Origin of the sequence: Kitasatospora sp. NPDC085464 (assembly GCF_044541955.1) — a bacterium.
Taxonomy (GTDB): domain Bacteria; phylum Actinomycetota; class Actinomycetes; order Streptomycetales; family Streptomycetaceae; genus Kitasatospora.
This window is the reverse complement of sequence record NZ_JBITTM010000014.1, coordinates 29967-50634: the sequence shown is the minus strand read 5'-3', so window position 1 is coordinate 50634 and position 20668 is coordinate 29967. Positions and strand designations below refer to the sequence as shown.

General features: G+C 74.6%; 22 protein-coding genes and 2 pseudogenes. 16 read left to right on the top strand and 8 right to left on the bottom strand.

Annotated elements, in window-relative coordinates:
• The first annotated feature begins 26 nt into the window (after positions 1-26).
• The gene (locus ACIGG8_RS14545) at positions 27-389 is read left to right on the top strand and encodes a hypothetical protein (protein WP_350520383.1); all 363 of its coding nucleotides are present in this window, start codon (positions 27-29) and stop codon (positions 387-389) included.
• On the opposite strand, the gene ACIGG8_RS14540 is transcribed toward ACIGG8_RS14545, so the two are convergent.
• Positions 355-2247 (bottom strand): methyltransferase, encoded by a 1893-nt coding sequence (locus ACIGG8_RS14540; RefSeq protein ID WP_396548089.1) that lies wholly within the window; start codon positions 2245-2247, stop codon positions 355-357. The genes ACIGG8_RS14545 and ACIGG8_RS14540 overlap by 35 nt on opposite strands.
• A 141-nt stretch (positions 2248-2388) precedes the next feature.
• Complete coding sequence (locus ACIGG8_RS14535) at positions 2389-3645, bottom strand: 4-hydroxybenzoate 3-monooxygenase (RefSeq protein WP_396548087.1); 1257 nt, start codon at positions 3643-3645, stop codon at positions 2389-2391.
• Between the two features lie 188 nt (positions 3646-3833).
• Here ACIGG8_RS14535 and ACIGG8_RS14530 point away from each other — a divergent pair, with 188 nt between their 5' ends.
• Both ACIGG8_RS14530 and ACIGG8_RS14525 read left to right on the top strand, forming a co-directional pair.
• Positions 3834-4331 carry a hypothetical protein gene (locus ACIGG8_RS14530; protein WP_396548085.1) on the top strand — a complete coding sequence of 166 codons (498 nt, stop codon included), beginning with the start codon at positions 3834-3836 and terminating at the stop codon, positions 4329-4331.
• Positions 4332-4447: 116 nt separating this feature from the next.
• Positions 4448-5113 carry a PolC-type DNA polymerase III gene (locus ACIGG8_RS14525; RefSeq protein ID WP_396548083.1) on the top strand — a complete coding sequence of 222 codons (666 nt, stop codon included), beginning with the start codon at positions 4448-4450 and terminating at the stop codon, positions 5111-5113.
• 124 nt (positions 5114-5237) lie between these two features.
• Here the strand turns inward: ACIGG8_RS14525 and ACIGG8_RS14520 are convergent, their stop codons facing one another.
• Complete coding sequence (locus tag ACIGG8_RS14520) at positions 5238-5789, bottom strand: Dps family protein (protein ID WP_396548081.1); 552 nt, start codon at positions 5787-5789, stop codon at positions 5238-5240.
• Positions 5790-5862: 73 nt separating this feature from the next.
• Entirely contained in the window at positions 5863-6588 is a 726-nt protein-coding gene (locus tag ACIGG8_RS14515) for an alpha/beta fold hydrolase (protein ID WP_396548079.1), read from the bottom strand.
• 592 nt (positions 6589-7180) lie between these two features.
• Between ACIGG8_RS14515 and ACIGG8_RS14510 the strand changes: the two genes are divergently transcribed.
• The gene (locus ACIGG8_RS14510; RefSeq protein ID WP_350520390.1) at positions 7181-7642 is read left to right on the top strand and encodes an SsgA family sporulation/cell division regulator; all 462 of its coding nucleotides are present in this window, start codon (positions 7181-7183) and stop codon (positions 7640-7642) included.
• Between the two features lie 128 nt (positions 7643-7770).
• A complete protein-coding gene (locus ACIGG8_RS14505) occupies positions 7771-8313 on the top strand; it encodes a hypothetical protein (protein WP_396548077.1) in 543 nt (180 codons plus the stop codon).
• A 4-nt stretch (positions 8314-8317) separates the two neighbouring features.
• Here ACIGG8_RS14505 and ACIGG8_RS14500 read toward each other — a convergent pair whose 3' ends face one another.
• Positions 8318-8488, bottom strand: coding sequence for a hypothetical protein (locus tag ACIGG8_RS14500; RefSeq protein WP_396548075.1), 171 nt, complete (start codon positions 8486-8488; stop codon positions 8318-8320).
• Positions 8489-8795: 307 nt separating this feature from the next.
• On the opposite strand from ACIGG8_RS14500, the gene ACIGG8_RS14495 reads away from it, so the two are divergent.
• The 3 genes from ACIGG8_RS14495 (at position 8796) to ACIGG8_RS14485 (ending at position 11278) form a co-directional block, all read left to right on the top strand.
• Positions 8796-8996 carry a hypothetical protein gene (locus tag ACIGG8_RS14495; protein WP_350520392.1) on the top strand — a complete coding sequence of 67 codons (201 nt, stop codon included), beginning with the start codon at positions 8796-8798 and terminating at the stop codon, positions 8994-8996.
• 286 nt (positions 8997-9282) lie between these two features.
• Positions 9283-10299: an ArsR/SmtB family transcription factor gene (locus ACIGG8_RS14490; protein WP_396548074.1), complete on the top strand. Its 1017-nt coding sequence runs from the start codon at positions 9283-9285 to the stop codon at positions 10297-10299.
• A 199-nt stretch (positions 10300-10498) separates the two neighbouring features.
• Complete coding sequence (locus ACIGG8_RS14485; protein WP_396548275.1) at positions 10499-11278, top strand: class I SAM-dependent methyltransferase; 780 nt, start codon at positions 10499-10501, stop codon at positions 11276-11278.
• 94 nt (positions 11279-11372) lie between these two features.
• Here ACIGG8_RS14485 and ACIGG8_RS14480 read toward each other — a convergent pair whose 3' ends face one another.
• A complete protein-coding gene (locus tag ACIGG8_RS14480; protein WP_396548072.1) occupies positions 11373-12071 on the bottom strand; it encodes a TetR/AcrR family transcriptional regulator in 699 nt (232 codons plus the stop codon).
• 67 nt (positions 12072-12138) lie between these two features.
• On the opposite strand from ACIGG8_RS14480, the gene ACIGG8_RS14475 reads away from it, so the two are divergent.
• Positions 12139-13791, top strand: coding sequence for an FAD-binding oxidoreductase (locus ACIGG8_RS14475; RefSeq protein WP_396548070.1), 1653 nt, complete (start codon positions 12139-12141; stop codon positions 13789-13791).
• 274 nt (positions 13792-14065) lie between these two features.
• On the opposite strand, the pseudogene ACIGG8_RS14470 reads toward ACIGG8_RS14475, so the two are convergent.
• Positions 14066-14740: pseudogene (locus ACIGG8_RS14470) on the bottom strand (alpha-hydroxy-acid oxidizing protein); the annotation flags it as partial.
• A gap of 3 nt (positions 14741-14743) precedes the next feature.
• Here ACIGG8_RS14470 and ACIGG8_RS14465 point away from each other — a divergent pair.
• From ACIGG8_RS14465 to ACIGG8_RS14440, 6 genes and pseudogenes are all read left to right on the top strand, one after another.
• Positions 14744-14851 (top strand): annotated as a pseudogene (locus tag ACIGG8_RS14465) (alpha-hydroxy-acid oxidizing protein); the annotation flags it as partial.
• Between the two features lie 119 nt (positions 14852-14970).
• Positions 14971-15363 (top strand): hypothetical protein, encoded by a 393-nt coding sequence (locus ACIGG8_RS14460; RefSeq protein ID WP_396548068.1) that lies wholly within the window; start codon positions 14971-14973, stop codon positions 15361-15363.
• A 64-nt stretch (positions 15364-15427) separates the two neighbouring features.
• Positions 15428-16168 carry a hypothetical protein gene (locus tag ACIGG8_RS14455; protein WP_396548066.1) on the top strand — a complete coding sequence of 247 codons (741 nt, stop codon included), beginning with the start codon at positions 15428-15430 and terminating at the stop codon, positions 16166-16168.
• A 47-nt stretch (positions 16169-16215) separates the two neighbouring features.
• Entirely contained in the window at positions 16216-16530 is a 315-nt protein-coding gene (locus ACIGG8_RS14450; protein ID WP_396548064.1) for a hypothetical protein, read from the top strand.
• Between the two features lie 15 nt (positions 16531-16545).
• Entirely contained in the window at positions 16546-17286 is a 741-nt protein-coding gene (locus ACIGG8_RS14445) for a hypothetical protein (protein WP_396548062.1), read from the top strand.
• A 743-nt stretch (positions 17287-18029) separates the two neighbouring features.
• Positions 18030-19076, top strand: a complete 1047-nt coding sequence (locus tag ACIGG8_RS14440; protein WP_396548060.1) for a methyltransferase domain-containing protein — start codon at positions 18030-18032, stop codon at positions 19074-19076.
• A gap of 71 nt (positions 19077-19147) precedes the next feature.
• On the opposite strand, the gene ACIGG8_RS14435 is transcribed toward ACIGG8_RS14440, so the two are convergent.
• On the bottom strand, positions 19148-19582 hold the full coding sequence (locus ACIGG8_RS14435) for a VOC family protein (RefSeq protein WP_350520411.1): 435 nt from the start codon (positions 19580-19582) through the stop codon (positions 19148-19150).
• Positions 19583-19814: 232 nt separating this feature from the next.
• On the opposite strand from ACIGG8_RS14435, the gene ACIGG8_RS14430 reads away from it, so the two are divergent.
• Positions 19815-20642: a maleylpyruvate isomerase family mycothiol-dependent enzyme gene (locus ACIGG8_RS14430; RefSeq protein ID WP_396548057.1), complete on the top strand. Its 828-nt coding sequence runs from the start codon at positions 19815-19817 to the stop codon at positions 20640-20642.
• Positions 20643-20668 lie beyond the last annotated feature (26 nt).

Genomic DNA, 20668 nt, shown 5'->3' with positions numbered 1-20668 from the left:
ACCTGGTCGGCTGGTCAGGTCGGGTCATGGAAACCAGCACGACCAGTGATCGCGTACCCGCAGAAGCCGTCGAGCTGCTGGAGGCACTCCTCAGCGGTGACACCCCCGCCCACCGCGCTCTGCGGGCGCAGATCCCGCACCTGCGGGTGACCGGGCACTGCACGTGCTCCTGCGCCAGCATCGGGCTCGGGCTGGACGAGACCCTCGCACAGGCCGCTCCCGTCACCGGTGGTTCCGTCGTCGCCGACGCCGAAGTCCTCGGCGCCGACGGGCAGCCCATCGGCGGAGTGCTCGTCTTCGCCCACGCCGGCTACCTGTCCTATCTGGAGACCTATACCTGGCTCGACGAGGAGATCACGCGGTTCCCCCCGCTCGATCGGGTCCGCTGACGGTCCGGCGGGCGTGCAGGACGGCGGCGCCCAGCGGCAGGGGCGAGTGGTCCACCAGGCGGAGGCCGGCGTCGGCCAGCAGACGGGCGTAGTGGTCGGCGCGGCGTTCGCGACCGCCGGTGTTGCACATCATGTGGAGGTCCCACGCCGTCGCCAGGGAGGTCGAGCCGTCCTCGGGCAGGAGGCGTTCGATGACGAGCAGGTCGGCGTGGGCGGGCATGGCGCGGGCGCAGTGGCGCAGGATCTCGCGGCAGCGCGCATCGTCCCAGTCGTGCAGCACCCGGGACAGCAGGTAGACGTCCGCGCCCGGCGGGACGTCCGCGAAGTCGCCGCTGCGGTAGGTGCAGCGCTCGCCGCAGCCCGCCGCGTCGAGCAGCCGGCGCGCCGCGTCCACGGCGTGCGGGCGTTCCAGCAGGACGCCCCGCAGGTGCGGGTGCGCGGCCAGGACGCGTCCCAGGAGTTCGCCGTTGCCACCGGCGACGTCGACGACGGTGGCCGGGCGCGCCCCTCCGTCCGCGGCGACAAGGACCGGGTGGGCGGGGACCGGCTCGAACATCCGCGAGCTCGCGGCCATCGACCGGTCGAACAGCTCGGCGAGCTCAGGGTCCCGGGCGAAGTGCTCGAAGTGGTTCTCGCCGAAGAGGTGGTCGAAGCCGGCCTCGCCGGTGCGCACGGTGTGGCCCAGGGCGCCGAAGGAACGGTAGAACGGGCCGCCGTACATCAGGGCCAGCGGCCGCATCGAGCCGGGGGCGTCGGTGCGCAGCAGGGCGCCGAGCTCGGTGAGCCGGAAACCGTCCCCCTCCCTGGCCGTCACGCCCACCATCGCGAGGTAGCGCAGGAGGGTCGCCAGGCTGCGCGGGTGGGCTCCGACCGTACGGGCCAGTGCCTGCGGGCCCGCCGGGGTGCGGGTGTCCAGGGCGTCGGGCAGCCGCAGTTGTGCGCAGACCGCCAGGGCCTGGGTGGTCCACGCGCCGGTCAGCAGCTGCAGGAGCGCTTCGGCCGTCCGGTCCGCGCCGGTGTGTCCGGCTCCCGTGTTCCCGGCGTCCGCGCCTTCCGTACCTGCGCCTTCCGTACCCGCGCCTTCCGTACCCGCGCCTTCCGTACCCGCGCTTTCCGTACCCGCGCCTTCCGTGTTGAGGTGGGCGGCGAGCACGGTCGGGTGGTCGCCCCGGGCGTGGAGCTCGACCCGCCGGTACCCGGCCGTGGCGTGGGCGGGGGCGGCGAAGTAGAGGACCGTGCCGTCCTCGTGCGGGTTGTACCCGCCGCCGTCCGGTACGGCGCCGTACCGGGCCAGGAGCGAGCACAGTCCGCTCAGCACCAGCGGGTCCGGGCGGGCGACCTCGAAGGCGACGTGCGCCTCGTGCCGGTGGGCGCGTTCGTGCGCGGCGATCGCGGCGAGGTCCGAGCCCGGCGGCACGGTCAGCGCGAACACCTCGACCGTGCGCTGCTCCCGGCGCGGCCCGGGCACCGGCGGGCGCAGGATCCTGACGTCGAGTTCGGCCTCGCGGCGCCCGTGCCGGCGGGCCAGGCGCTGCCGCACGACGGTGCTCGGGTACGAGGGGGTGTCCGGGGCCAGCCCGGAGGCGGTCAGGTGGGCGCGGAGCGTCGCCTCGTCGGGCGGGAAGACGAGCAGTGCGGCGTGCGCGAAGCGGCAGTGGTCCGCCAGCGCCCGCAGCTCCGGGCCGGCGAGGCCGGGCAGCAGGAGGCGGAGCAGGGTGGCGGTGTCCTGTTCCTCGACGAACGCGGCCGCCTCGCGCAGGCGGGCCGCGTCGTTCGGGGGCGCCGGCAGCACGGGCGTCGGCAGCACGGGCGGGGGCGCAGTCGTCAGGGGCACAGTCGTCAGGGGTGTTGCCGTCATCGGGGGCGTCCTACTTCCGGTGGTCGGGTCCCGGCGGTTCGGACCGCGGTGCCGGGGGAGGGGCAGGAACAGCTGGGGGCAGGAACAGGTGGGGGCGGGAACAGGTGGGGCGGGAACAGTCGGGGGCGGGAACAGTCGGGGTCACACGCCGACGTAGTTCTCGGCGAACCAGTCCTGGTGGGCGCGCGAGGTGCGCAGGGATTCCAGGCGCGAGCGCCGCATGGATTCGTGGAAGAACGATTCGTCGTCCGGGCGCGGATCCGCTCCGGAATCCGCCCGGGTGTCCGGGCCCGAGACCGGGCCGGAGTCGGTGTGCAGCAGCCGGATCATCCAGTGCGAGAACTCCTGCGCGCGCCAGATGTGGGCCAGGCACCGCCGGGAGTAGTGGTCGAGCGCCGTGGCGTCACCGTGCGCGAGGTCGTCGACCAGAGCCAGGGCGAGGAGTTCGGCCTCCAGCACCGCGAGGTTGGCGCCCTTCGCCGCAGAGGGACTGATCAGACTCGCGGCGTCGCCGGCCAGCAGGAGCGAGCCGTGGCGCAGCGGTTCGACGACGTCGGAGCGCAGGTCGACGACGGCGCGCTGGAGGATCCTGCCGCGGTGCAGCGGTCGGTGGTCGTCGGAGCGCATCCGCAGGTCGAGTTCGTCCCAGATGCGTTCCTCGCTCCAGGCGTCGGCGGGGGTGCCGCGTTCGCACTGCAGGTAGTAGCGGGTGACGTCCGGCGTGCGGGCCATGTGCCCGGCGAAGCCGCGCCGGTGGGTCGCGTAGCCGACGGTGTCGAGGCTCGGGGGCGCTTCGGCGAGCAGTCCGAGCCAGCTGATGCCGTGGTCGGGGTGGTGGCGCAGCGTGCCCGGGGGCAGCGAGCGCCGGGCCGCGCCGTGGCGCCCGTCGCACCCGGCGACGTACCGGGCGTGCCACCGGGTGCGGCGGCCCTGCGCGTCGCGGGCGTCGACCGTGGGCCGGTGGCCGTCGGCGTCGTGTACGGCCAGGGCCTCGGCGCCGAACCGGATCCGCCCGCCGGCGTCCAGGTAGTGCGCCATCAGGTCGGTGACCAGGTCCTGTTGGGGGTAGACGGTGTGGTGCTCGCGGCGGCCGAGCCGGTCGTAGTCCAGCCGGAAGGTGCCGGTGTCGGTGCGGAACTCGCAGGCGCCGTGCGGGCGGCCGTGCCGCAGCAGGCCGTCGGCGAGGCCGTGGCGCTCCAGCGTGCGGACGGTGTTCGGGGCGAGGAACCCGGCCCGGGCCCGGACCTGCAGGGCCGCCCGTTCGGCGCGTTCGAGGACGACGCAGTCGATCCCGTGTGCGTGAAGGATGTTTCCGAGGGTCAGCCCGGCGGGCCCCGCACCGAGGACGACGACGTCGGCGGACTCCCGTTCCGTTGAGCTGTTCTGACGTGCAGTCATAAACAGTGGATGGTAGTTGTCGGAGGATACACAAGAGCGCCGAAATCACCTGTACCGGTTAATAGGAGGACTATTCGGGATGCCACCCGGTGTGAGAGCGCCGCCGAGACCCGACCCCCCTACCCCCGCGCCGTCCCCCGGACGGGTGAACCCGGGGGCGTCCGGCGGGTGCGGCTCGTTGAACGGGCATGGCGAGCGGGACGGACGGCGGCAGGGCCCAGGGGCCGGTGGTGTGGGCGTTGGTCGTGCGCCACGTGGCGCAGGGGCCGCCGGTCGCGGAGCTGATCGTGCAGGTCGGTACGGACCTCCACACCGAGTTGGTGGAGGCCGCGATCGACAGCGGCTTCGTGGTCGCCGCCGGTGAGCCGCCGGTGACGACCGGCGCCATCGAGGTCGCCGACGGCCGGATCGAGCGGCTGGTGCTGGTCGGCGGCCGCCAGGGGTGGGAGCCGGGCTCACGGGTCGAGGTGTCGACCCGCTGGCTGGCGGCCGCCGAGGAACGGGGCGAGGCCGTGGTCGTCATCGTGCCGCCGCCGCCGACCCGCCCGGCCGGCCCGGACGAGTCGGTCGAGCCCGGCGGGGCGGATCCCGGAGCGCGGGTCGACGCCTTCACCCGGTGGCTCGAAGCGCACCGGGCGGCGGGCCGCGTGTTGCACGGGGCGGTACTGGTGCGGGGAGAGTGGTGACCGGGGCGGTACTGGTGCGGGGAGAGTGGTGACCGGGGCGGGGCGGGTGGTGAACGGCGGAACGGGCGCGCGCCGATCCGGCAGCGGACGCGGACGATCCGCCAGGACGGGGTGGCGTGGAACAGCTGACACGTGACCCGCGCTTCGCCGAACTGACGCTCCTGGTGGTGGACTTCGAGGCGCTCACCCCCGCCGGGCGTCCGGCCGAGCCGATCGAGGTCGCGGTCCTCGCGCTGCGCCCTGCCGGCGGCGGGCTCGTCGAGGCGGGACGGTCCGAGGCACTGATCCGCCCGCCCGCCGACGTCCCCGTCACCGCGTCGGACGTACGGCAGACCGGCATCACCGCGAAGCTGCTCGCCCACGCGGCCCCGGCCGCCGAGGTGATGGCCTGCCTCGACGCCCACCTGACCGGCCCGCCGTACCGGATCGTGGCCCACCACGCCGCCACGGAGGCCGGGCTGATCGCCCACCAGGCCGCGCACTGCCCGGTCCTGGCGGGCACCCGGCTCCTGGACACGATCCGCCTCGCCAAGGCGGTCCTGCCGGGGCTCGGCTCCTACCGGCTGGACGCCCTGCTCGGGCACTACGGCATCCCCAGGCCGGTCGGCCGCCACCGGGCGATGCCGGACGTCGAGGTCACCGCCCGGGTGCTGGCCCGGCTGCTGTCCGACGGGTGCGTAGCCGGCCGGTGGCACACCCTCCTCGGCCTCGACGCGGTGGCCGGCCGACCGCCCAAGCGGTTCGCCGCGCCGCCGGCCACGGAGCAGGACGCTCTGTTCTGAGAGCCGGGAGCCTCGGAGCCGGAGGACAGGAGGTGACAGGCCGGGGACGACCCCGGCCGGGCCCTCGTCGAACGGGCCCGGCCGGGGTCGGGATCGCGGTCGTCCGGCCCGGGCCGGCCCGGGGTCAGGCCCCCGCGTCGGGGGCGACGAGGTGTTCGGCGAGGAACCAGACCTGGGTCTCGCCGGTGCGGATGACCTGGGAGACCAGGAGGTCCTGGGTGCCGTCGTCGCCGAGACCGGCCGTGCGGGTGGCGGCGTCGCGGGTGTCGGCGAGGATGGTCTCGTGCGCGTCCAGGAGCCGCGAGAGCATCGAGTGCACGCCCTCGATGCCGTCCGGCGGGCGCGGGACGCCGGTGATCAGGGCGGCGTGGCGGGGGTCGCCGACGGCGACGCCGCCGAGGCTCTGCACCCGTTCGGCGAGCGCGTCGACCAGCTCCAGCTGCTGCTGGGCGTGCTTGTCGAAGAGCAGGTGCAGCTGGTACGCCGTCGGCCCGCGCATGCCCCAGTGGCTCTTCTTGTAGAGCGCGTACAGGAACTGGGTGTCCGCGAGGACCCGGTTGAGCCGCTGGCACGAGTACTGGCGGGCGTCGTGGGAGAGGGCGATCGGCAGCTGGGCGACGGTGCCGAACTCCTGGATCTCGGGGCCGTGCTGGTGGAGGTGTGGCTGGCTGGTCATGGTGGTCCTGGGTTCCTCGGGGTGGGAAGGGGAATGGGTCTGGGGCGGCCGGCCGGCCGGCCGGTCGGCGGGGTCAGCCGGTCACGGTCCGGACGGCCTCGCGGATCACGTCGACGACCCGCTCGGGGTGGGCGAGCATGACCAGGTGCGAGGAGTCGACCTCGACGGCGGTCGCGCCGGCCCGGCCGTAGCCGAACCGCTGGACGTCGGGGTTGATGGTCCGGTCGGCGGTGGCGACGATCCCCCAGGACGGCTTGGTCTTCCACGCGGCGGTGGGCGCGGCCTCGCCGAACGCGGCGGCGGCGAGCGGCCGTTGCGAGACGGCGAGGACGCGGGTCAGCTCCGGGTCGACGTCGGCCGCGAAGATCGCCGGAAGACGGTCGACCTCCACCGAGACGTCGGTGCCCTCGCCCTCCCCGCCCGGCAGCGGGAAGGGGGTGTAGACCAGCGCGGAGGCGAGCTCGGAGTCGGGGAAGCCGCCCTGCAGTTCGCTCAGGCTCTCCCCCTCCTGCAGCGCGTAGCCCGCCAGGTACACGAGCGCCCGCACGTTCTCCTCGGCGCCCGCCACGGTGATCACGGCGCCGCCGTAGGAGTGGCCGACCAGCACGACCGGTCCGGGGATCCGCCGGACCACCGAGGCGATGTAGGCGGAGTCGCCGACCAGACTGCGGTTCGGCACGGCCGGCGCCACCACGTTCAGCCCGTCGGCCAGCAGCTGCGGGATGACCCGGGCGAAGCTGGAGGCGTCGGCGAAGGCGCCGTGCACGAGCACGACGGTGGGAGTGTCAGGGGTCGTCATTGTCGAGTCCTCGGATTCTCTGAAGCCCTACGGAGCCCTACGGAGCCCTTGAAGCTTTACGGAGCTCTGCGAAGCTCTACGGAGCCCTCGAAGCTCTGCGGGGCGGGGCGTGGGCACACCGACCGGCCGGCCGGAGCGGCGTGCGAAGCGGCATCAGACTAGGAAGACGCAGGCCCGGCGCCTGTTCCGACGGCGCACCGAGTGCAGCCGGTGGGCGCACCCGCCGCGAGCAGGGGGCGCACCCGACGCGAGCCGGTGGGCGCACCCGACGTGGCGGCATCGACGCAACAGTGCGCGGATCGACACGTGCCGGTGCACGGCCCGGACACCTTCACCGGTATCGCTTCCTAGCCTGGTCCGCGGATCCGTCTTCCCTGGTTCCGGGCGGTGCGCAGAGCCCGGGGCGGGATCCCACGCCGCCACCGTCGCCACCGTCGTCGCGGTCGAATCGCCCGGCCCCGCCCGGGTCGGGAACGGCATCCCGCCCGTGCGCCCGTCACCCCGTACGGCCGACCCCTGTCCCGCCGCCGCCACCGATACCGACACCGCCACCGATACCAACACCATCACCGATACCGACGCAGGAGCACCCGTGCCCGTCCCCCAGCCGCTGCCCAGCCCCCAGTCCCGCCCGGACGCCGCCAGCACCGAGCTCCTCCTCGACGCCCGGCTCGTCCTCGGCGAGCACCGGTCCGTCGACATCCCCGTGCGCTTCGAGTACCACGCCGACGACCCGCTCGCCGTCGCCCTCGAATTCCTCGGGCCGGCAGCCGACGGAGGCATCTGGCAGTTCGCCCGCGACCTCCTGTGCGAGGGGCTGCAGAAGCCCGTCGGCCTCGGCGACGTCCGCATCTGGCCGCCCTGCACCTGCCACGGCCGCACTGCCCTGCGCATCATGCTGCGGGGCCACGACGGCACCGTCCTGATCGACCTCCCGGCCCGACAGGTGCGCCGCTGGCTGCGCCGGGAGACCTTCGCACTGGTCCCGCAGGGCACGGAAGGGAACCTCATCGACTGGGACACCGAGCTCCGCGGCCTGCCCGACACCGACTGACCCGCGCCGAGCCCGTGCCGAGCCCGCGCCGCGCCGCGCCTCCGCCTTCCGCGGCCCCGGCGTGCCGGTGGGCGGCCGGTGCCCGCTACGATTCCGACGATCTTGGTCGAATGGCGGGGGACGGTTTCGTGAGCAGTGGTCTGAGGTTGATGGGTCTCGTCGAGTCGGTACGGATCCAGGCGGTTCTGCTGCTCTCCGTGAGCCTGGTGAGCTGTGTGCCGGCCTTCACGGCCGCGGACCAGGGGTCGGACCCGGTGAACGGCGTGCTGGTCGGCGTGATCCTCTTCGTGGTGATGTTCTTCAGCTACCTGAAGGCCCGTCGGCCCTGGTACGAGACGCGGCTGGAGCAGCTGGCCCCTCCGCCGCCGACCGCCGAGACGGTCGCCAGGGACAAGACCTTCGACCTGCTCTCCCGTGGCCTCACCGTGCCGCTGCTCCTCGTCCTGGCGATCGGACTCGCGGCCAGTTATGCCACGGGGACCCCGATCGGCATGTTCCTGGCGGGCGTGGCGGCCGCGATGCTCTGGCAGTCCCGGTGGCTGGCGGCCGAGCAGGAGCGGCTGGGCGGCCGGGTCCTCTGCCTCCACACCCCGCTCCACGTCGCGGCCGACGACCCCAACCGCGCCGTGTACGTCCAGTCCCGCTTCTGGATCGTGCGACCGGCTTCCTGACGAGTCAGAGCGTGAGCATCGCCGCGGCGATCTCCTCCGCGGCCGCGTCGGGGATCGCGGTCGCGGCCTGTTCGAGCACGAGCAGCCGCGCGCCGGGGATCTCGCGCAGCGTGTACGCCGGAGCCTCGGGGTCGACGGTCGTCGACGTGCCGCTGTCGCGCAGGTCGTAGCGCACGACGCGCCGTCCGCCGTCGGCGCTGCGTCACCTGCCGGCCTAGTCGCGGGTGCGCGGAGCGCTCGCGCACCGCACGCTGGAGACGGTCGGCCCGTTGCCCGAACCCCCGAGCGGGCACGGGCCGTCCCCTTCCGGGCCGTCGTCCGAACGTCCGCGTTCGATGCCCGGCGCCGTGCGCCCGCCGGGGCCGTTCGCACCCGGCTGATTTCCCGAAACCCGCCCCGGGCCGCCTCTCGCTCTGGCATGCTCACCCGAACGGCAGCGTGCGCCGGGTGACCGACTCCTCACACAGCGTCAAGGGCGGACAGTGCAGTACACGATCAGCGCGACGGCGTTCCTCGCGATCCTCATCGTCATCCGACTCCGGCGCCGCACCGAGGCCCGCACCCGCAGCGACGAGGCGTTCACCGTCTTCACCGCCGTCGTCTTCGGCGTCCTGATCGCCGCCACCGCCTGGGGTCACGCGATCCTCCGGCTCGTCGGCATCGCCGTCGAGGCGACCCACTGACCCGGGCCGCCATCCGGCAGGGGGCCCGGTCGTCGGGCTCCGCCCCACCCCCGATGAGGGCGGAGCCCGACGGCTGACCGCAGCCGCCTCCCGGGCCTCCCGGGCCTCCCAGCCTCCCGGGCCGAGCGCGCCGAGCGGCGCCGCGGGTACCGCGTGCGGGGACGGAGCGGACGGACGGGACGGACGGGACGAGCGGCTGGTGCGGTGAATCCAGGAAATCCCCGATCGGTGGGGCCGGTCGAATGATTCGATGGTTTTCACATTCCGGTGCGAGGGGGAACGGACCGTGATACGGATCAACCTGGGCGCCGAAGGCCTGGGGGGCGTCAGGTTCGCCGTGTCCCCGCTGGACTCCGCGAAGGACCTGATCTACTCCCTCCGGCGGACCCCACAAGCGCTCAGCGCCGACTGGCGGGCCCGGACCAGGGAAGCGTTGGTGCAGCACCGGCTCGGCCTGCTGGGTGCCGTGGGCGGCGGCGGCCCGTGCGGCTACGCCCCGGACTTCCTGCGGCCCGAGTCGCAGGGCTTCGAGACGAGCGTCGACGCGGCCCTGCACCGGGTCGCCACCGCCCCCACCGAACGGATCGGCTACGAGCTGGCGTTGGCCGTCAACGGCCATCCGTGGGATCCGGCCTCGGGCGAAGGTGCGCCACGACCGCTCCTCCAGGCCCTGGACCGCGGCGAACGGTCCTTCGCGCACCGTCTCGCCGACGAGATGGCACAGTTCTGGCACGCGGCGCTGGAGCCGTCGTGGCCCGGCATCCGGGCCCGGCTGGAGGCGGACGTCAGCGCCCGCGCCACCGCCATCGCGTACCACGGGCTCGCCGACACCCTCAACCGGCTGGCGCCGAACCTGGCGTGGTGCGACGGTGGCCTGACCCTCCGCCTGCGCCCCGGCAGCCCCCACGGTCTGACGGTGGACGCCCGCGCGGTGGTCCTGGTGCCCAGCGTCTTCGTCAACCAGGCGATCTTCTGCGCCGGGGAGCCGGGGGCGCCCGCCCCGCGCACCCCGCTGATCATCTATCCGGCGGCCCCGGCCGACTGCCTCGCGCCGTCGGGCGAGGACCGGCTCATCGGCGCGACGAGGGCGAGGATCCTGGCCGAACTCAGCGAGCCCCGCTCCACCGCGGAGCTGGCCCAGCGGCTGTACCTGGCCCCGGCGACCGTCTCCTACCACCTGCAGATCCTGCACCGGGCCGGGCTGGTCACGCGCGAGCGCCGGTCCCGCCGCGTCCTGTACCAGCGGCTCGGCGTCCGCCCCCGGCTCGGCGTCCGCCCCCGGCTCGGCGGCGGCCTGCTCTGATGCCGTGTCCACGGACACCGGCAGCGCCGCGCTCGTGCCCGACCCCGCGCTCGTGCCCGACCCCGCGCTCGTGCCCGGCCCCGCGCTCGTCGAAGGCGGTACGGCCGTACGGCGGCGCGGCGGGGCGGAGGCCTTCCGGCGCGGCGCTACCGTCGTGAGGATGATGGCAAGCGATGCCGACCGGCGGTGGTCCGAGTCCATGCCGGCGGCCTACGAGCAGTACCTCGCACCGGTGCTCTTCCGCCCCTTCGCCGAGGACCTGGCCGCCCGAGCGGCGGCACTCCACCCCCGAAGGATCCTCGAACTGGCCGCCGGGACAGGCGTGTTGACGTCGGAGCTGCTCGCGGTGGCACCGCCGGCCGAGGTGACGGCCACCGACCTGAACGAGGCCATGGTGGCCTTCGGGGCGGCCCGGGCCCCGGGCGCGGTGTGGCGGCAGGCCGACGCGCAGCGGCTGCCGTTCCCGGACGGCGCGGACGCCGCGGACGGCGGCTTCGACCTGGTGGCCTGCCAGTTCGGCGTGATGTTCTTCCCGGACCGGGTCGCGGCCTTCGCCGAGGTCCGCCGGGTGCTGGCCCCGGGCGGCCGGTTCCTGTTCAACACCTGGGGCCCTCTGGGCAGCCACGCCTTCGATTCCGCCGTCCAGGCCGGGCTGGAGCGGGCCTTTCCGGTCGACCCGCCGCAGTTCCTCCCCACCGTCCCGCACGGCTACGCCGATCCCGCCGCCGTGGCCGTCGACCTCGCGGCCGCCGGGTTCACGGTGGAGGAGGAGCGGGAGCTGACGCTGGAGGGCCGGGCCGCGTCGGCCGCCGACGTCGCCCTCGGGTTCCTCACCGGGACGCCGGTGCGTGCGGCCGTCGAGGAGCGCGGCGACGATCCGTCCGTCCGGGCCGCCGTCGTGGCGGAGGTGACGGCCCGTCTGGGTCCGGGGCCGGTCACCGCCCCGATGACGGCGTACGTCTTCCGCGGCGTGGCCTGACCGCAGGAGGACGGGCCGGGCGCGAGGACGGCATCTGACGGACCCGGCCCGGGCGCGGTGGTCCGCCGGGCGCGCGCCGGTGCGCCGGTACGGCTCAGGCGGGTTCGCCGTCGGCGGGCACGACCGAGCGGGCGGCGGAGAAGAGCCGGGCGCAGCGTCGCGCCATGGCGTCGGGCGACTGGTCGGGGTGGTTGATCCACCAGCGGACCAGGGCGGTGCACAGACCGCGCCAGGCGTACCGGAGGGCGTCGGCGTCCAGGGGGTCGTCGGATCCGGCGGCCCGGAGGAGACCGGCGGCGCCGTCGGCGGCGAGGTCGTCGATGGCGTCGCGGTAGTGGGCAGCGCGGTGGGCGGCGTCGCTGCCGGGCGGCAGCGAGGGGTCGTAGAGGACGAACCACGCCTCGCGCTGCCCGTCCAGTGCGGCGAAGAGGGCGTGCAGGACGCGGAGGGGCGTGGGCGGCGCGTCGGTGTCCGGCTCGGCCATCGCGGTGCGGATGGCGTGCAGCAGGCGGTCGCCGACCGGGTCGAGGCAGGCGAGGTAGAGGTCCTGCTTGCTGCCGAAGTACTGGTGCAGCAGCGGCTTGGTGACGCCCACGCGGGCGGCGATGGCGGCGACGGTGGTGGCTTCGAAGCCGTGGCGGCCGAACTCCTCGGTGGCCGCGGCCAGGACCTGCCGTTCGCGGTCGGCCCGCGGTACGCCCTTGGTGCCGGCCCGGGTACCGGTACGGGTGTCGGCCCGGGAGTCGGCCCGCGTACCGGCCCGGGTGTCGGCCTTGGAAGGGAGCGTTGTCATGGAACCGATCTTACCCTAGGGTAATTTACCAATGGGTAAGTTCCCTGGACCCCGCTGGAGCGCCGCCATGCCTGCCGCCCCGTCCGACCCCGGATCCCCCCGCACCCGCTCCTGGTGGGGCTGGGGTCACGCCGACGCCCACCCCGACGACGCCGAATGCGCCGCGCTGGGAGCCCTCCTGCCCGGCACCCTGGCCCGCCCGCTGCCGGTACCCCGCATCGCGGACCTCGCCATCGCCCGCCCCGCCGTCACGCCCCCGTCCTCCCTGGCGCACCTGGTGACCGCAGACCCCGGGGCCCGCGCCGCCCACGCGATGGGCAAGGCCTATCGCGACGTCATCCGCGCCCTGCGCGGCCGGCCCGGCCGGATCCCCGACCTGGTCGCCCACCCGACCGGCGACCAGGACGTGGCCGACCTGCTGGACTGGGCCGGCACACACGGCGTGGCCGTCATCCCCTTCGGCGGCGGCTCCTCCGTCGTCGGCGGCGTGGAGTACCGCGGCGACGCCCACCGCGCCGTCCTGTCGCTCGACCTGACCTCGATGGACCGGGTCCTGGAGATCGACACCGTCGGCCGCACCGCCCGCATCCAGGCCGGAGCCCTCGGGCCGGTCCTGGAGGGCCGGCTGCGCCCGTACGGTCTGACCCTGCGCCACTTCCCGCAGAGCTTCGAGTTCTCCACCCTCGGCGGCTGGCTCGCCACCCGGGCCGGCGGCCACTACGCCACCGTCCGCACCCACATCGACGACTTCGTGCAGTCCCTGCGCGTGATCACGCCCGCCGGAGCCGGCACCTCCTGGCGCCTGCCCGCATCCGGCGCCGGTCCGTCGCCCGACCGCCTCTTCCTCGGCTCCGAGGGCGCGCTCGGCGTCATCACCGAGGCCTGGATGCGGCTGCAGGAACGTCCCCGCCACAAAGCCTCCGCCTCGGTGGCCTTCGGCGACTTCCACCGCGCGCTGGACGCCGTCCGCGCCATCGCCCAGACCGACCTCGCCCCGGCCAACTGCCGTCTGCTCGACCCCGGCGAGGCCCTGCTCTCCGGCGCCTCCCGCGACGGCTCGACCGTGCTGGTCCTGGGCTTCGAGTCGGCCACCGGCCCCGTCCGCGACCGCCTGGCCGACGCCCTCGACATCGCCCGCGCCCACGGCGGCCGCACCTCGCCGCCCGGCCCCGACCGCGGCTCCCCGGCCCGTACCAACCCGGCCGACGCCCACACCGAACCCGCCGGTGCCGACACCGACCCGGCCGTCAGCGCCTGGCGCTCGGCCTTCCTGCGCATGCCCTACCTGCGCGACGGCCTGGCCCGGATGGGCGCCGTCGTCGAGACCTTCGAGACTGCCGCCACCTGGGACAGGATCCCCGCCCTGATCGACGACGTCCGCACCGAGGTGGCCGCCGCGGCCCGCAAGGCCACCGGACACCCCGCCACCGTCAACTGCCGGCTCACCCACGTCTACCCCGACGGCGCCGCCCCCTACTTCACCGTCGCCGTCGCCGGCCGCCCGGGCGACGAGGTCCGGATCTGGGACGACATCAAGGCCGCCGCGAACGACGTCCTCCACCGCCACCGCGCCACCATCACCCACCACCACGCCGTCGGCCGCGACCACCGCCCCGCCTACGACCGCCAGCGCCCCGACCCCTTCGCCCTCGCCCTCCGCGCCGCCAAGACCGCCCTCGACCCCCACCACATCCTCAACCCGGGCGTCCTGCTCGACTGACCGGGGCTCGCCCCCACCCGCCCCGAGCCGGACGGCGGCGCTGTTCGCCGGTCTCCCGGGTGGAGAGGGGTGGTTCCGGTGATCGGGTTGTCAGTGGCCGGTGGGGAGGGAGGCGGTGAAGGCGAGCAGGCGGCCGCGACGACGCCACCGCCGGTCGGCCGGTCCGCCGGCCAGGCTCCGGCGCGCCACCGCCCGATCCGGCGCGGCCCCGGGCCGCGCACGCCGAAGGCCCGGCCCCCCGGTCGGGGGCCGGGCCGATGCGGTCGGCGGCGCGTCAGCGCCTGCGGATCGCGCCCTCCGCGCGCAGGTCCGCCAGCCTGGGGTAGCCGTCGACGGCCATGATCAGGTCGGCCTCGGCGAGCAGCGAGCGCAGCACGTGCACGATGCCGTCCACGCCGCCGACCGCCAGGCCGTAGGCGTACGGGCGGCCGACGCCGACCGCGGTGGCGCCCAGGGCCAGCGCCTTGACGACGTCCGCGCCGGTGCGGACGCCGGAGTCGAACAGCACCGGCAGCCCGTCCGCCGCCGCCACCACGTCGGGCAGCAGGTCGATCGCGGCGAGCCCGCCGTTGGCCTGCCGTCCGCCGTGGTTGGAGCAGTAGACCGCGTCCGCGCCGCCGTCCTTCGCCCGGCGGACGTCCTCGGGGTGGCAGATGCCCTTGAGGATGATCGGCAGGTCGGTGATCGACCGCAGCCACGCCAGGTCGTCCCAGGTCAGGGGGTTGCCGAAGATCCGCACCCACTCGACGACGGCCGCCTGGAGGTCGTCCTCGGGCGCCTTGGCGAGCCTGGCGCGGAAGACCGGGTCGGAGGTGTAGTTGGCCAGTGCGTGGCCGCGCAGCTGCGGGAAGTTGACGGTGGTGAGGTCGCGCGAGCGCCAGCCGGTGATCCAGGTGTCCAGGGTGACGACGATGCCCTTGAAGCCGGCCGCCTGCGCCCGGTGCACCAGGCGTCGGTGCTCTCCTACGTCGCCGGCGGCGCCGGGGACGAGTCCACCCAGCGGGCGAACGTGTCGGCGTTCGAGCGGTACGGCCTGGTGCCGCGGATGATGGTCGGCGCCGGAGCGGGGGGCGCCCCGAGAAACGCAGGAGCCTTGTGTGACGGAATGTCAATAATGATGCTCCATGCCGTGGCCGGTCGCCCCGAATGTATAGTGACGGCCGGAGACGGGGGTCCCACGTGAGCGACAGGAATCGATCGAAGCACGCCGACCGGACGACGACCGTGCTGCTCGGAGTGATGGCCGAGTGCCCGCTGCTGCTCTGCCCGCTGGTGATCTGGCACGGCAGGTCATGGGCGCCCGCCTGGTGGGTGGACGCGACGCTGTACCTGGTGGCCGCCGTCACCGCAGCGGCCGTGCTCCTCGCGGTGCGCCGCCCGGTGCCGGTGCGCGGCGTCCGGCGTGCGTCCGCCGTGGTCGGCGGAGCCGCCGGCCTGGCGGCGGTGGTCGCGGCCACCCTCTTCCTCGGTGACTCCCACGTCTCCTCCAGCGGCTGGCTGCTCGTCGGTGCGGTCGTCGCACTGGCCCTCCTGTGCAACCAGTTGACCCTCGCCGCGACCACGCGCTCCTGACCGTCTCCCACCACGTCAACCGATCGCCCTGGGACCCGGGCCGTCGGTACGAGAGGCCCGTGCGATGAACGACCCGCTGCGCGACCTGCAGCAGATGAGCGCCTTCCTGGGCGACCTCACCCATGCGCTCGCCGAGACCCGCGACATCCTCCCCCAGCGCTCCGAGGGCACCGACCGCACCGGTTCGGTGACCGTCGTGCTCGGCCCGGAGGACCTCCCGCTGTCGATCACGGTCGAGGCCGGCTGGCAGCAGCGGCTGTCACCGGAGGCGCTCGGCGGCGCGGCGGTCGAGGCCGGGCAGGCCGCCGCCGTCAACCGGCTGTCGGTCTGGCAGCAGGACGCCGGAAAGGCGGCCTGGGCGGCCGTACCGGACCGGCTGCCCGACGACCGTGCGGCGGCGGACGCCGTGGCCGAGCCCGCACTCGACCTGACCCTTGCGGTCGGCGACGTCAGCCAGGTCACCCCCCGGCCGCTGGAGCAACTGGCCGAGGACGTGCTCACGGCCCTCGACCGGGCGGGCGCACCGGGCGTCCCCGTGCAGGGCCGCGGCTGCGACGAGGGCGGGCACGTGACCGTGGTGCTCTCGCGCGGTGGACTGGTGTCCTGCGAGCCGGACGGGCGGTGGGCGGCCGAGACCGGCACCGCCGCGCTGAACCACGCGCTGGCCGCCGCCCTCGCGAAGGCCCGCACCGACCTCGCCGCCGCCGTCCGGTCCGCCCGGGAGGAGGCCGCCGCGGGCACCGACCGGATGCTGCGCGAGGCCCTCGCCCTGCTCGCGGACCCGAGCAAGCTCCGCAACTCGTAACGCGGACCGGCCGCAGGGGCCGGACGACCCAGGAAGGGAGCGACACCATGGCCGACGACGACGGCTTCAAGGTCACGACCGAGACACTCCGCACGGAGGCCGGGCTCTGGGACCAGCAGAGCGACGATCTGGGCAAGATCGCCTCGTCCGTCGGCTCGATGTCGATGGACCGGTTCCAGGCGGGCGTCTTCCAGCTCGTCGTCGGCGCCTACGCGGAGGTCCTGACGGCCGTGCACGACCGCTCCCTGGAGGGGCAGCAGAACCTCAAGGCGGTCGCCGACGGCCTGCGCACGGTGGCGGACAACTACGACCACCACGAGCAGAAGACCTCGGCCAACCTCACGGCCATATCCGGCAACTGAAGCGGAGTTCTCGACGTGGCATTCCAAGCGGCGCAGTACCAGGCAACGGTCGACAAGCTCACCTCGGGCCTGGGCGACCTGTCGGCCAAGCTCGACTCGGTGCCCGGCAAGGCGAACGACGCCGCCGACCGGTGGTGGGTGCCCGACTGGCTGGCCGACAAGGTGATCTGGTTCGGGAAGAAGATCTGCGAGATCGGCGCCGGGATCCTGAACAAGATCAAGGAGTGTCTGGAGGGCGCTGCCGCTCCGGTCTACATGATGGTCCACGGCTTCCAGTGGGAGACCCTGCGCGGCCTGGCGAACGGTGTGACCGGCCAGCTCCAGCCGCAGGTGCTGGGCTCGACCGGGGAGTGGAAGGGCCCGGCGGCGGACGCCTACGGCAAGGAGATCCCGCGTCAGGCGGCGGCCGCCACCTCGGTGGGCGGGATCTGCGACAAGACCTCCACCTCGCTGGAGATCTGCGCGGCGGCCGGCCTGACCTTCTACCTGGCGCTGGCACTGGTCCTGGTCAAGTTCATCGGCGCCACGATCGCCGCGATCGCGTCGCTCGGCTCGGTGGTCTTCTCCTGGGCGGGCTTCCTGATCATCCTTGAGGAGGCCGGGGTCAACACCACGGTGATCGTCGCCGCGGTCAGCGCCCTGATGGTGCTGCTCGGTGCCCAGGCCAAGGAGATGGCCGCGCTGCACGGCAACGCCGTCGACAACAGCCAGTTCCCGGGCGGCCACTGGCCGGTGTCGGTCAAGCCCGCCGCCTGAGGTCGGTCTCTCCGATGGGCTGAGCACTCTGATCGGATGTGTCTGTCCGGTCGGTGATCAGTGATGCGATGCGGGACCGGATCGAGCCGTGGAGATGCCGGCCGATCCGGTCCGGCTTCGACGCCGAGACCCCCAAGGCGCGGAACGCCGTCGAGCGGTGCATCAGCCGCCTGAAACAGTGGCGCGGCTTGGCCGTGCGCACCGACAGACCCGCCGACGCCTACCAGGCGCACGCACTCCGCCTCGCAGCCGGACTCATCCGGCTCCGCAGAGGACCGAAGAGACGGGTCCTTGTCCAGGCCGAGGCGAAACGTCGGGGCTAGAGCACGGCGCCGGCCGCGCGTACGTCGCCGAGCGCTCGCCGTGCCAGCGAGCCGAAGCCCTCGCGGTTGTGGGTGTCGATCCACTGGTCGAAGGCGAAGCGTGCGCCGATGGTCCGCCCGGCGCCGCCCGGGGACCGGATCGGCCGGCATCCACGGCCCGATCCGGTCCCACCTCGCACCACTGATCACCGACCGGACAGACACGTTCGATCGACTGCTCCGGCACGGCCGCGGTGCGCGGTGCGAGGGCGTACGCAGCTGTCGGCCTTCCCGTCGAGCGGGAGGGTCCGGCGCACCGTGGCGCCCTCCCGGAGCACGCCCGGCCGGTCCGCGCGGAGCGCGTGCGCCCGAGAGCGGGGTGTGCCCGGCGCGGGGGCGGGCAGGCATGGGGTGCCCCCGCAGCCGACGAAGGAGTCGCCCGTGCCCGCGCCGTCCTACCTTCCCGACATGACCGTGGAGCAGTACCTCGGCCACCTCGCGGACCGGCATCCGGGCTGGCACCGGCTGCTCGACCCGGGGCGGGTCGACGGGGCCGCCACGGCCGACCGGCTCCGCGCGTGGACCAACGAGTTCGACTCGGACAGCGGCGGGCGGGGCGACTCCTACCGGCGTGCCCACCGGGATCCGCTGGTGCGCTGGACCGGCGCCCGGCAGCTGCTGCGCCTGGCCGTGCCGGAGGCCCGCAGTGGCCGCGGGGCGCAGGCCCGGAGCGGCGGCGAGGCGCAGGCGCTGGTGCTGGATGCGCTGGGCGGGGACGGACTGCTGGCGCGCGCCTCGGCCCTGCGCCCGGACCAGGTGCCGGACGGGCTGCGGCTGCTGACCGGTGACATCTCCGGACCGATGGTGGCCGCCGCCCTCGCCCACGGCCTGCCCGCCGTGCGCCAGGCCCCTGACCGGATGCTGCTGGCCGACCGGACCGTCGACGCGGTGCTGCTGGCCTACGGCACCCACCACATCCCGCCCGCCGCCCGCCCCGCCGCGGTCGCCGAGGCCGTACGGGTCCTGCGCCCCGGCGGCCGGGTCGTCCTGCACGACTTCGAGCCGCACAGCCCGATGGCCGACTTCTTCCGCACCGTCGTCGACCCCCGTGCCGCGATCCGCCACGACTACCGGCACTTCAGCCGCATCGACCTGCTGGACCTGTTCGCGCCGCATCCCGTCGCGGTGCGCCTGGTCGACGTCTACGACCCGATCACGGTCCGCGCGGCGACCCCTGACGGAGCGAAGGCCGCCGTGGTGGCCCACTTCGGCGCGACCTTCGGGCTCGCCGACCACCTCGACGACCTCGGCGCCGACGCCGGCTGGGACCTGCTGGCCGACGCGTTCGACCACACCGCGCACCTCGCGCAGCTCTGCGGCCCGCTCGCGGCGCCCGCGCGACCCTTCGTGCGCCCGGCCGCCGGCGGCTGGATCGCCGAGGTCCCCAGGGTGGCGCTGGTCGCCGTGGCCGAGCGTCGGGGCGGCTGAGCGTCGGGGCGGCTGAGCGTCAGTGCGGCTGAGCCCGACCCGGTCGGACCGGGCTCAGCCGGGAGAGTCGGTCAGTCGAGGCAGAACTCGTTGCCCTCGACGTCCTGCATCACGATGCACGACTCGTTGAAGCCGTCGGCCCGCAGGAGCCGCACGCGCACCGCGCCGAGGGCCAACAGTCGTGCGCACTCGGCCTCCAGGGCGGCGAGGCGCTCCTCGCCGACCAGACCGGTGCCGACCCGGACGTCGAGGTGCACCCGGTTCTTGACGACCTTGCCCTCGGGAACGCGCTGGAAGAACAGGCGGGGGCCCACGCCCGAGGGGTCCACGCAGGCGAACGCCGAACCCTGACGCTCCGTCGGCAGGGAGAGGTTGAAGGCGTCCCAGTCGGCGAACCCCGGCGGCGGCGGTGGTACGACGTACCCGAGCACCTCGCACCAGAAACGGGCGACGCGCTCGGGTTGGGCACAGTCGAAGGTGACTTGGACGTGCTTGATCGATGCCATCGGTCCACCGTAGTGGCGCGCGCTCCGCTCCGGGGATCCGGGGTGCGCGTGTCACGGCGGTCGGTGCCGGGTGGGTGGTGGACGGTCGACGGCAGCGTGCCGCGTGCCGCGTGCCGCGTGCTCTGCGGTACGTGCGGTGTGCTGTGTGGTGCGGCGTGCTGCGTCGACCGTCCACCGGGGTGGCTCGCGCCGGTCTGGACAGCGGCGCGGGGGTCGGTCAGTCTTCACCCCCATGACGCTCCCGTTCCCCCAGCAGCAGCAACCCCTCACCGCCGCCGCGCGCACCGCGCTGTTCGAGGCGCTCACCGCGGTCGGCGGCGAGGCCGTCGGCCTGCTCGCCGGCTGCCGTGGCGACACCCCGATACCCGGTGCGGAGTGGACGGTCGCCGAGGCCGCCGCGCACCTGGCGATGGCCAACGAGCTGATGGCCGCACTGGCGGCCGGCGAGGAGCGGCCGTACGGGGACGGGACGGCGGGCTCGCTGGCCGCGGCGAACGAGGCCTCGCTGGCCGAGCGGCCGGAGCGGGACCCGGACGTGCTCGCCGGGGAGATCGCCCGGCGGGCACGGGAGTTCACGGCGGCCGTGGGGCCGCGGGCCGGTACCGAACCGGTGCTGACCCCGTTGGGGCCGATGGACCTGGACACCCTCGGCGCCTACCTGCTGACCCACATGCTCGGCCACCTCTACGACATCGCCGTGGCCCTGGGGCGGCCGCACCCGATCGACCGGCACCGCGTGGGGCTGACGATGCCGTTCCTGCGCGTGGCCATGCCGTGGGTGACGGACCCGCGTGCCGCGGCCGGCCACAGTGCCTGCTACCGGCTGCGGGTGCGGGGCCTGGACGCCTTCGCGGTGACCTTCACGGACGGTGTCGCCGTGGTGAGCCCGCAGCCGCCGTGCCGCCCGGACTGCACTATCCTCACCGAGCCGGTGGCGTTCCTCCTCATCGCGCTGGGCCGCTACACCGCCACCGACGCCCTCCTCCGGGGCAAGGTGTTCGCCTGGGGCCGCAAGCCCTGGCTGGCCGCGGGCTTCCCGGGGCTGTTCGCGGCCCCCTGAGGAGGCCCTGCGCCCGGCGGCGGCGC

Excerpts from the sequence above, each read along its gene's own strand:
- ACIGG8_RS14430 (WP_396548057.1), top strand. The coding sequence starts at position 19,815 with ATGACGCTCCCGTTCCCCCAGCAGCAGCAACCCCTCACCGCCGCCGCG.
- ACIGG8_RS14535 (WP_396548087.1), bottom strand. The coding sequence starts at position 3,645 with ATGACTGCACGTCAGAACAGCTCAACGGAACGGGAGTCCGCCGACGTC.
- ACIGG8_RS14435 (WP_350520411.1), bottom strand. The coding sequence starts at position 19,582 with ATGGCATCGATCAAGCACGTCCAAGTCACCTTCGACTGTGCCCAACCC.
- ACIGG8_RS14480 (WP_396548072.1), bottom strand. The coding sequence starts at position 12,071 with ATGACAACGCTCCCTTCCAAGGCCGACACCCGGGCCGGTACGCGGGCC.
- ACIGG8_RS14520 (WP_396548081.1), bottom strand. The coding sequence starts at position 5,789 with ATGACCAGCCAGCCACACCTCCACCAGCACGGCCCCGAGATCCAGGAG.
- ACIGG8_RS14545 (WP_350520383.1), top strand. The coding sequence starts at position 27 with ATGGAAACCAGCACGACCAGTGATCGCGTACCCGCAGAAGCCGTCGAG.
- ACIGG8_RS14485 (WP_396548275.1), top strand. The coding sequence starts at position 10,499 with ATGCCGGCGGCCTACGAGCAGTACCTCGCACCGGTGCTCTTCCGCCCC.
- ACIGG8_RS14450 (WP_396548064.1), top strand. The coding sequence starts at position 16,216 with ATGGCCGACGACGACGGCTTCAAGGTCACGACCGAGACACTCCGCACG.
- ACIGG8_RS14455 (WP_396548066.1), top strand. The coding sequence starts at position 15,428 with ATGAACGACCCGCTGCGCGACCTGCAGCAGATGAGCGCCTTCCTGGGC.
- ACIGG8_RS14515 (WP_396548079.1), bottom strand. The coding sequence starts at position 6,588 with ATGACGACCCCTGACACTCCCACCGTCGTGCTCGTGCACGGCGCCTTC.
- ACIGG8_RS14540 (WP_396548089.1), bottom strand. The coding sequence starts at position 2,247 with ATGACGGCAACACCCCTGACGACTGTGCCCCTGACGACTGCGCCCCCG.
- ACIGG8_RS14475 (WP_396548070.1), top strand. The coding sequence starts at position 12,139 with ATGCCTGCCGCCCCGTCCGACCCCGGATCCCCCCGCACCCGCTCCTGG.
- ACIGG8_RS14530 (WP_396548085.1), top strand. The coding sequence starts at position 3,834 with ATGGCGAGCGGGACGGACGGCGGCAGGGCCCAGGGGCCGGTGGTGTGG.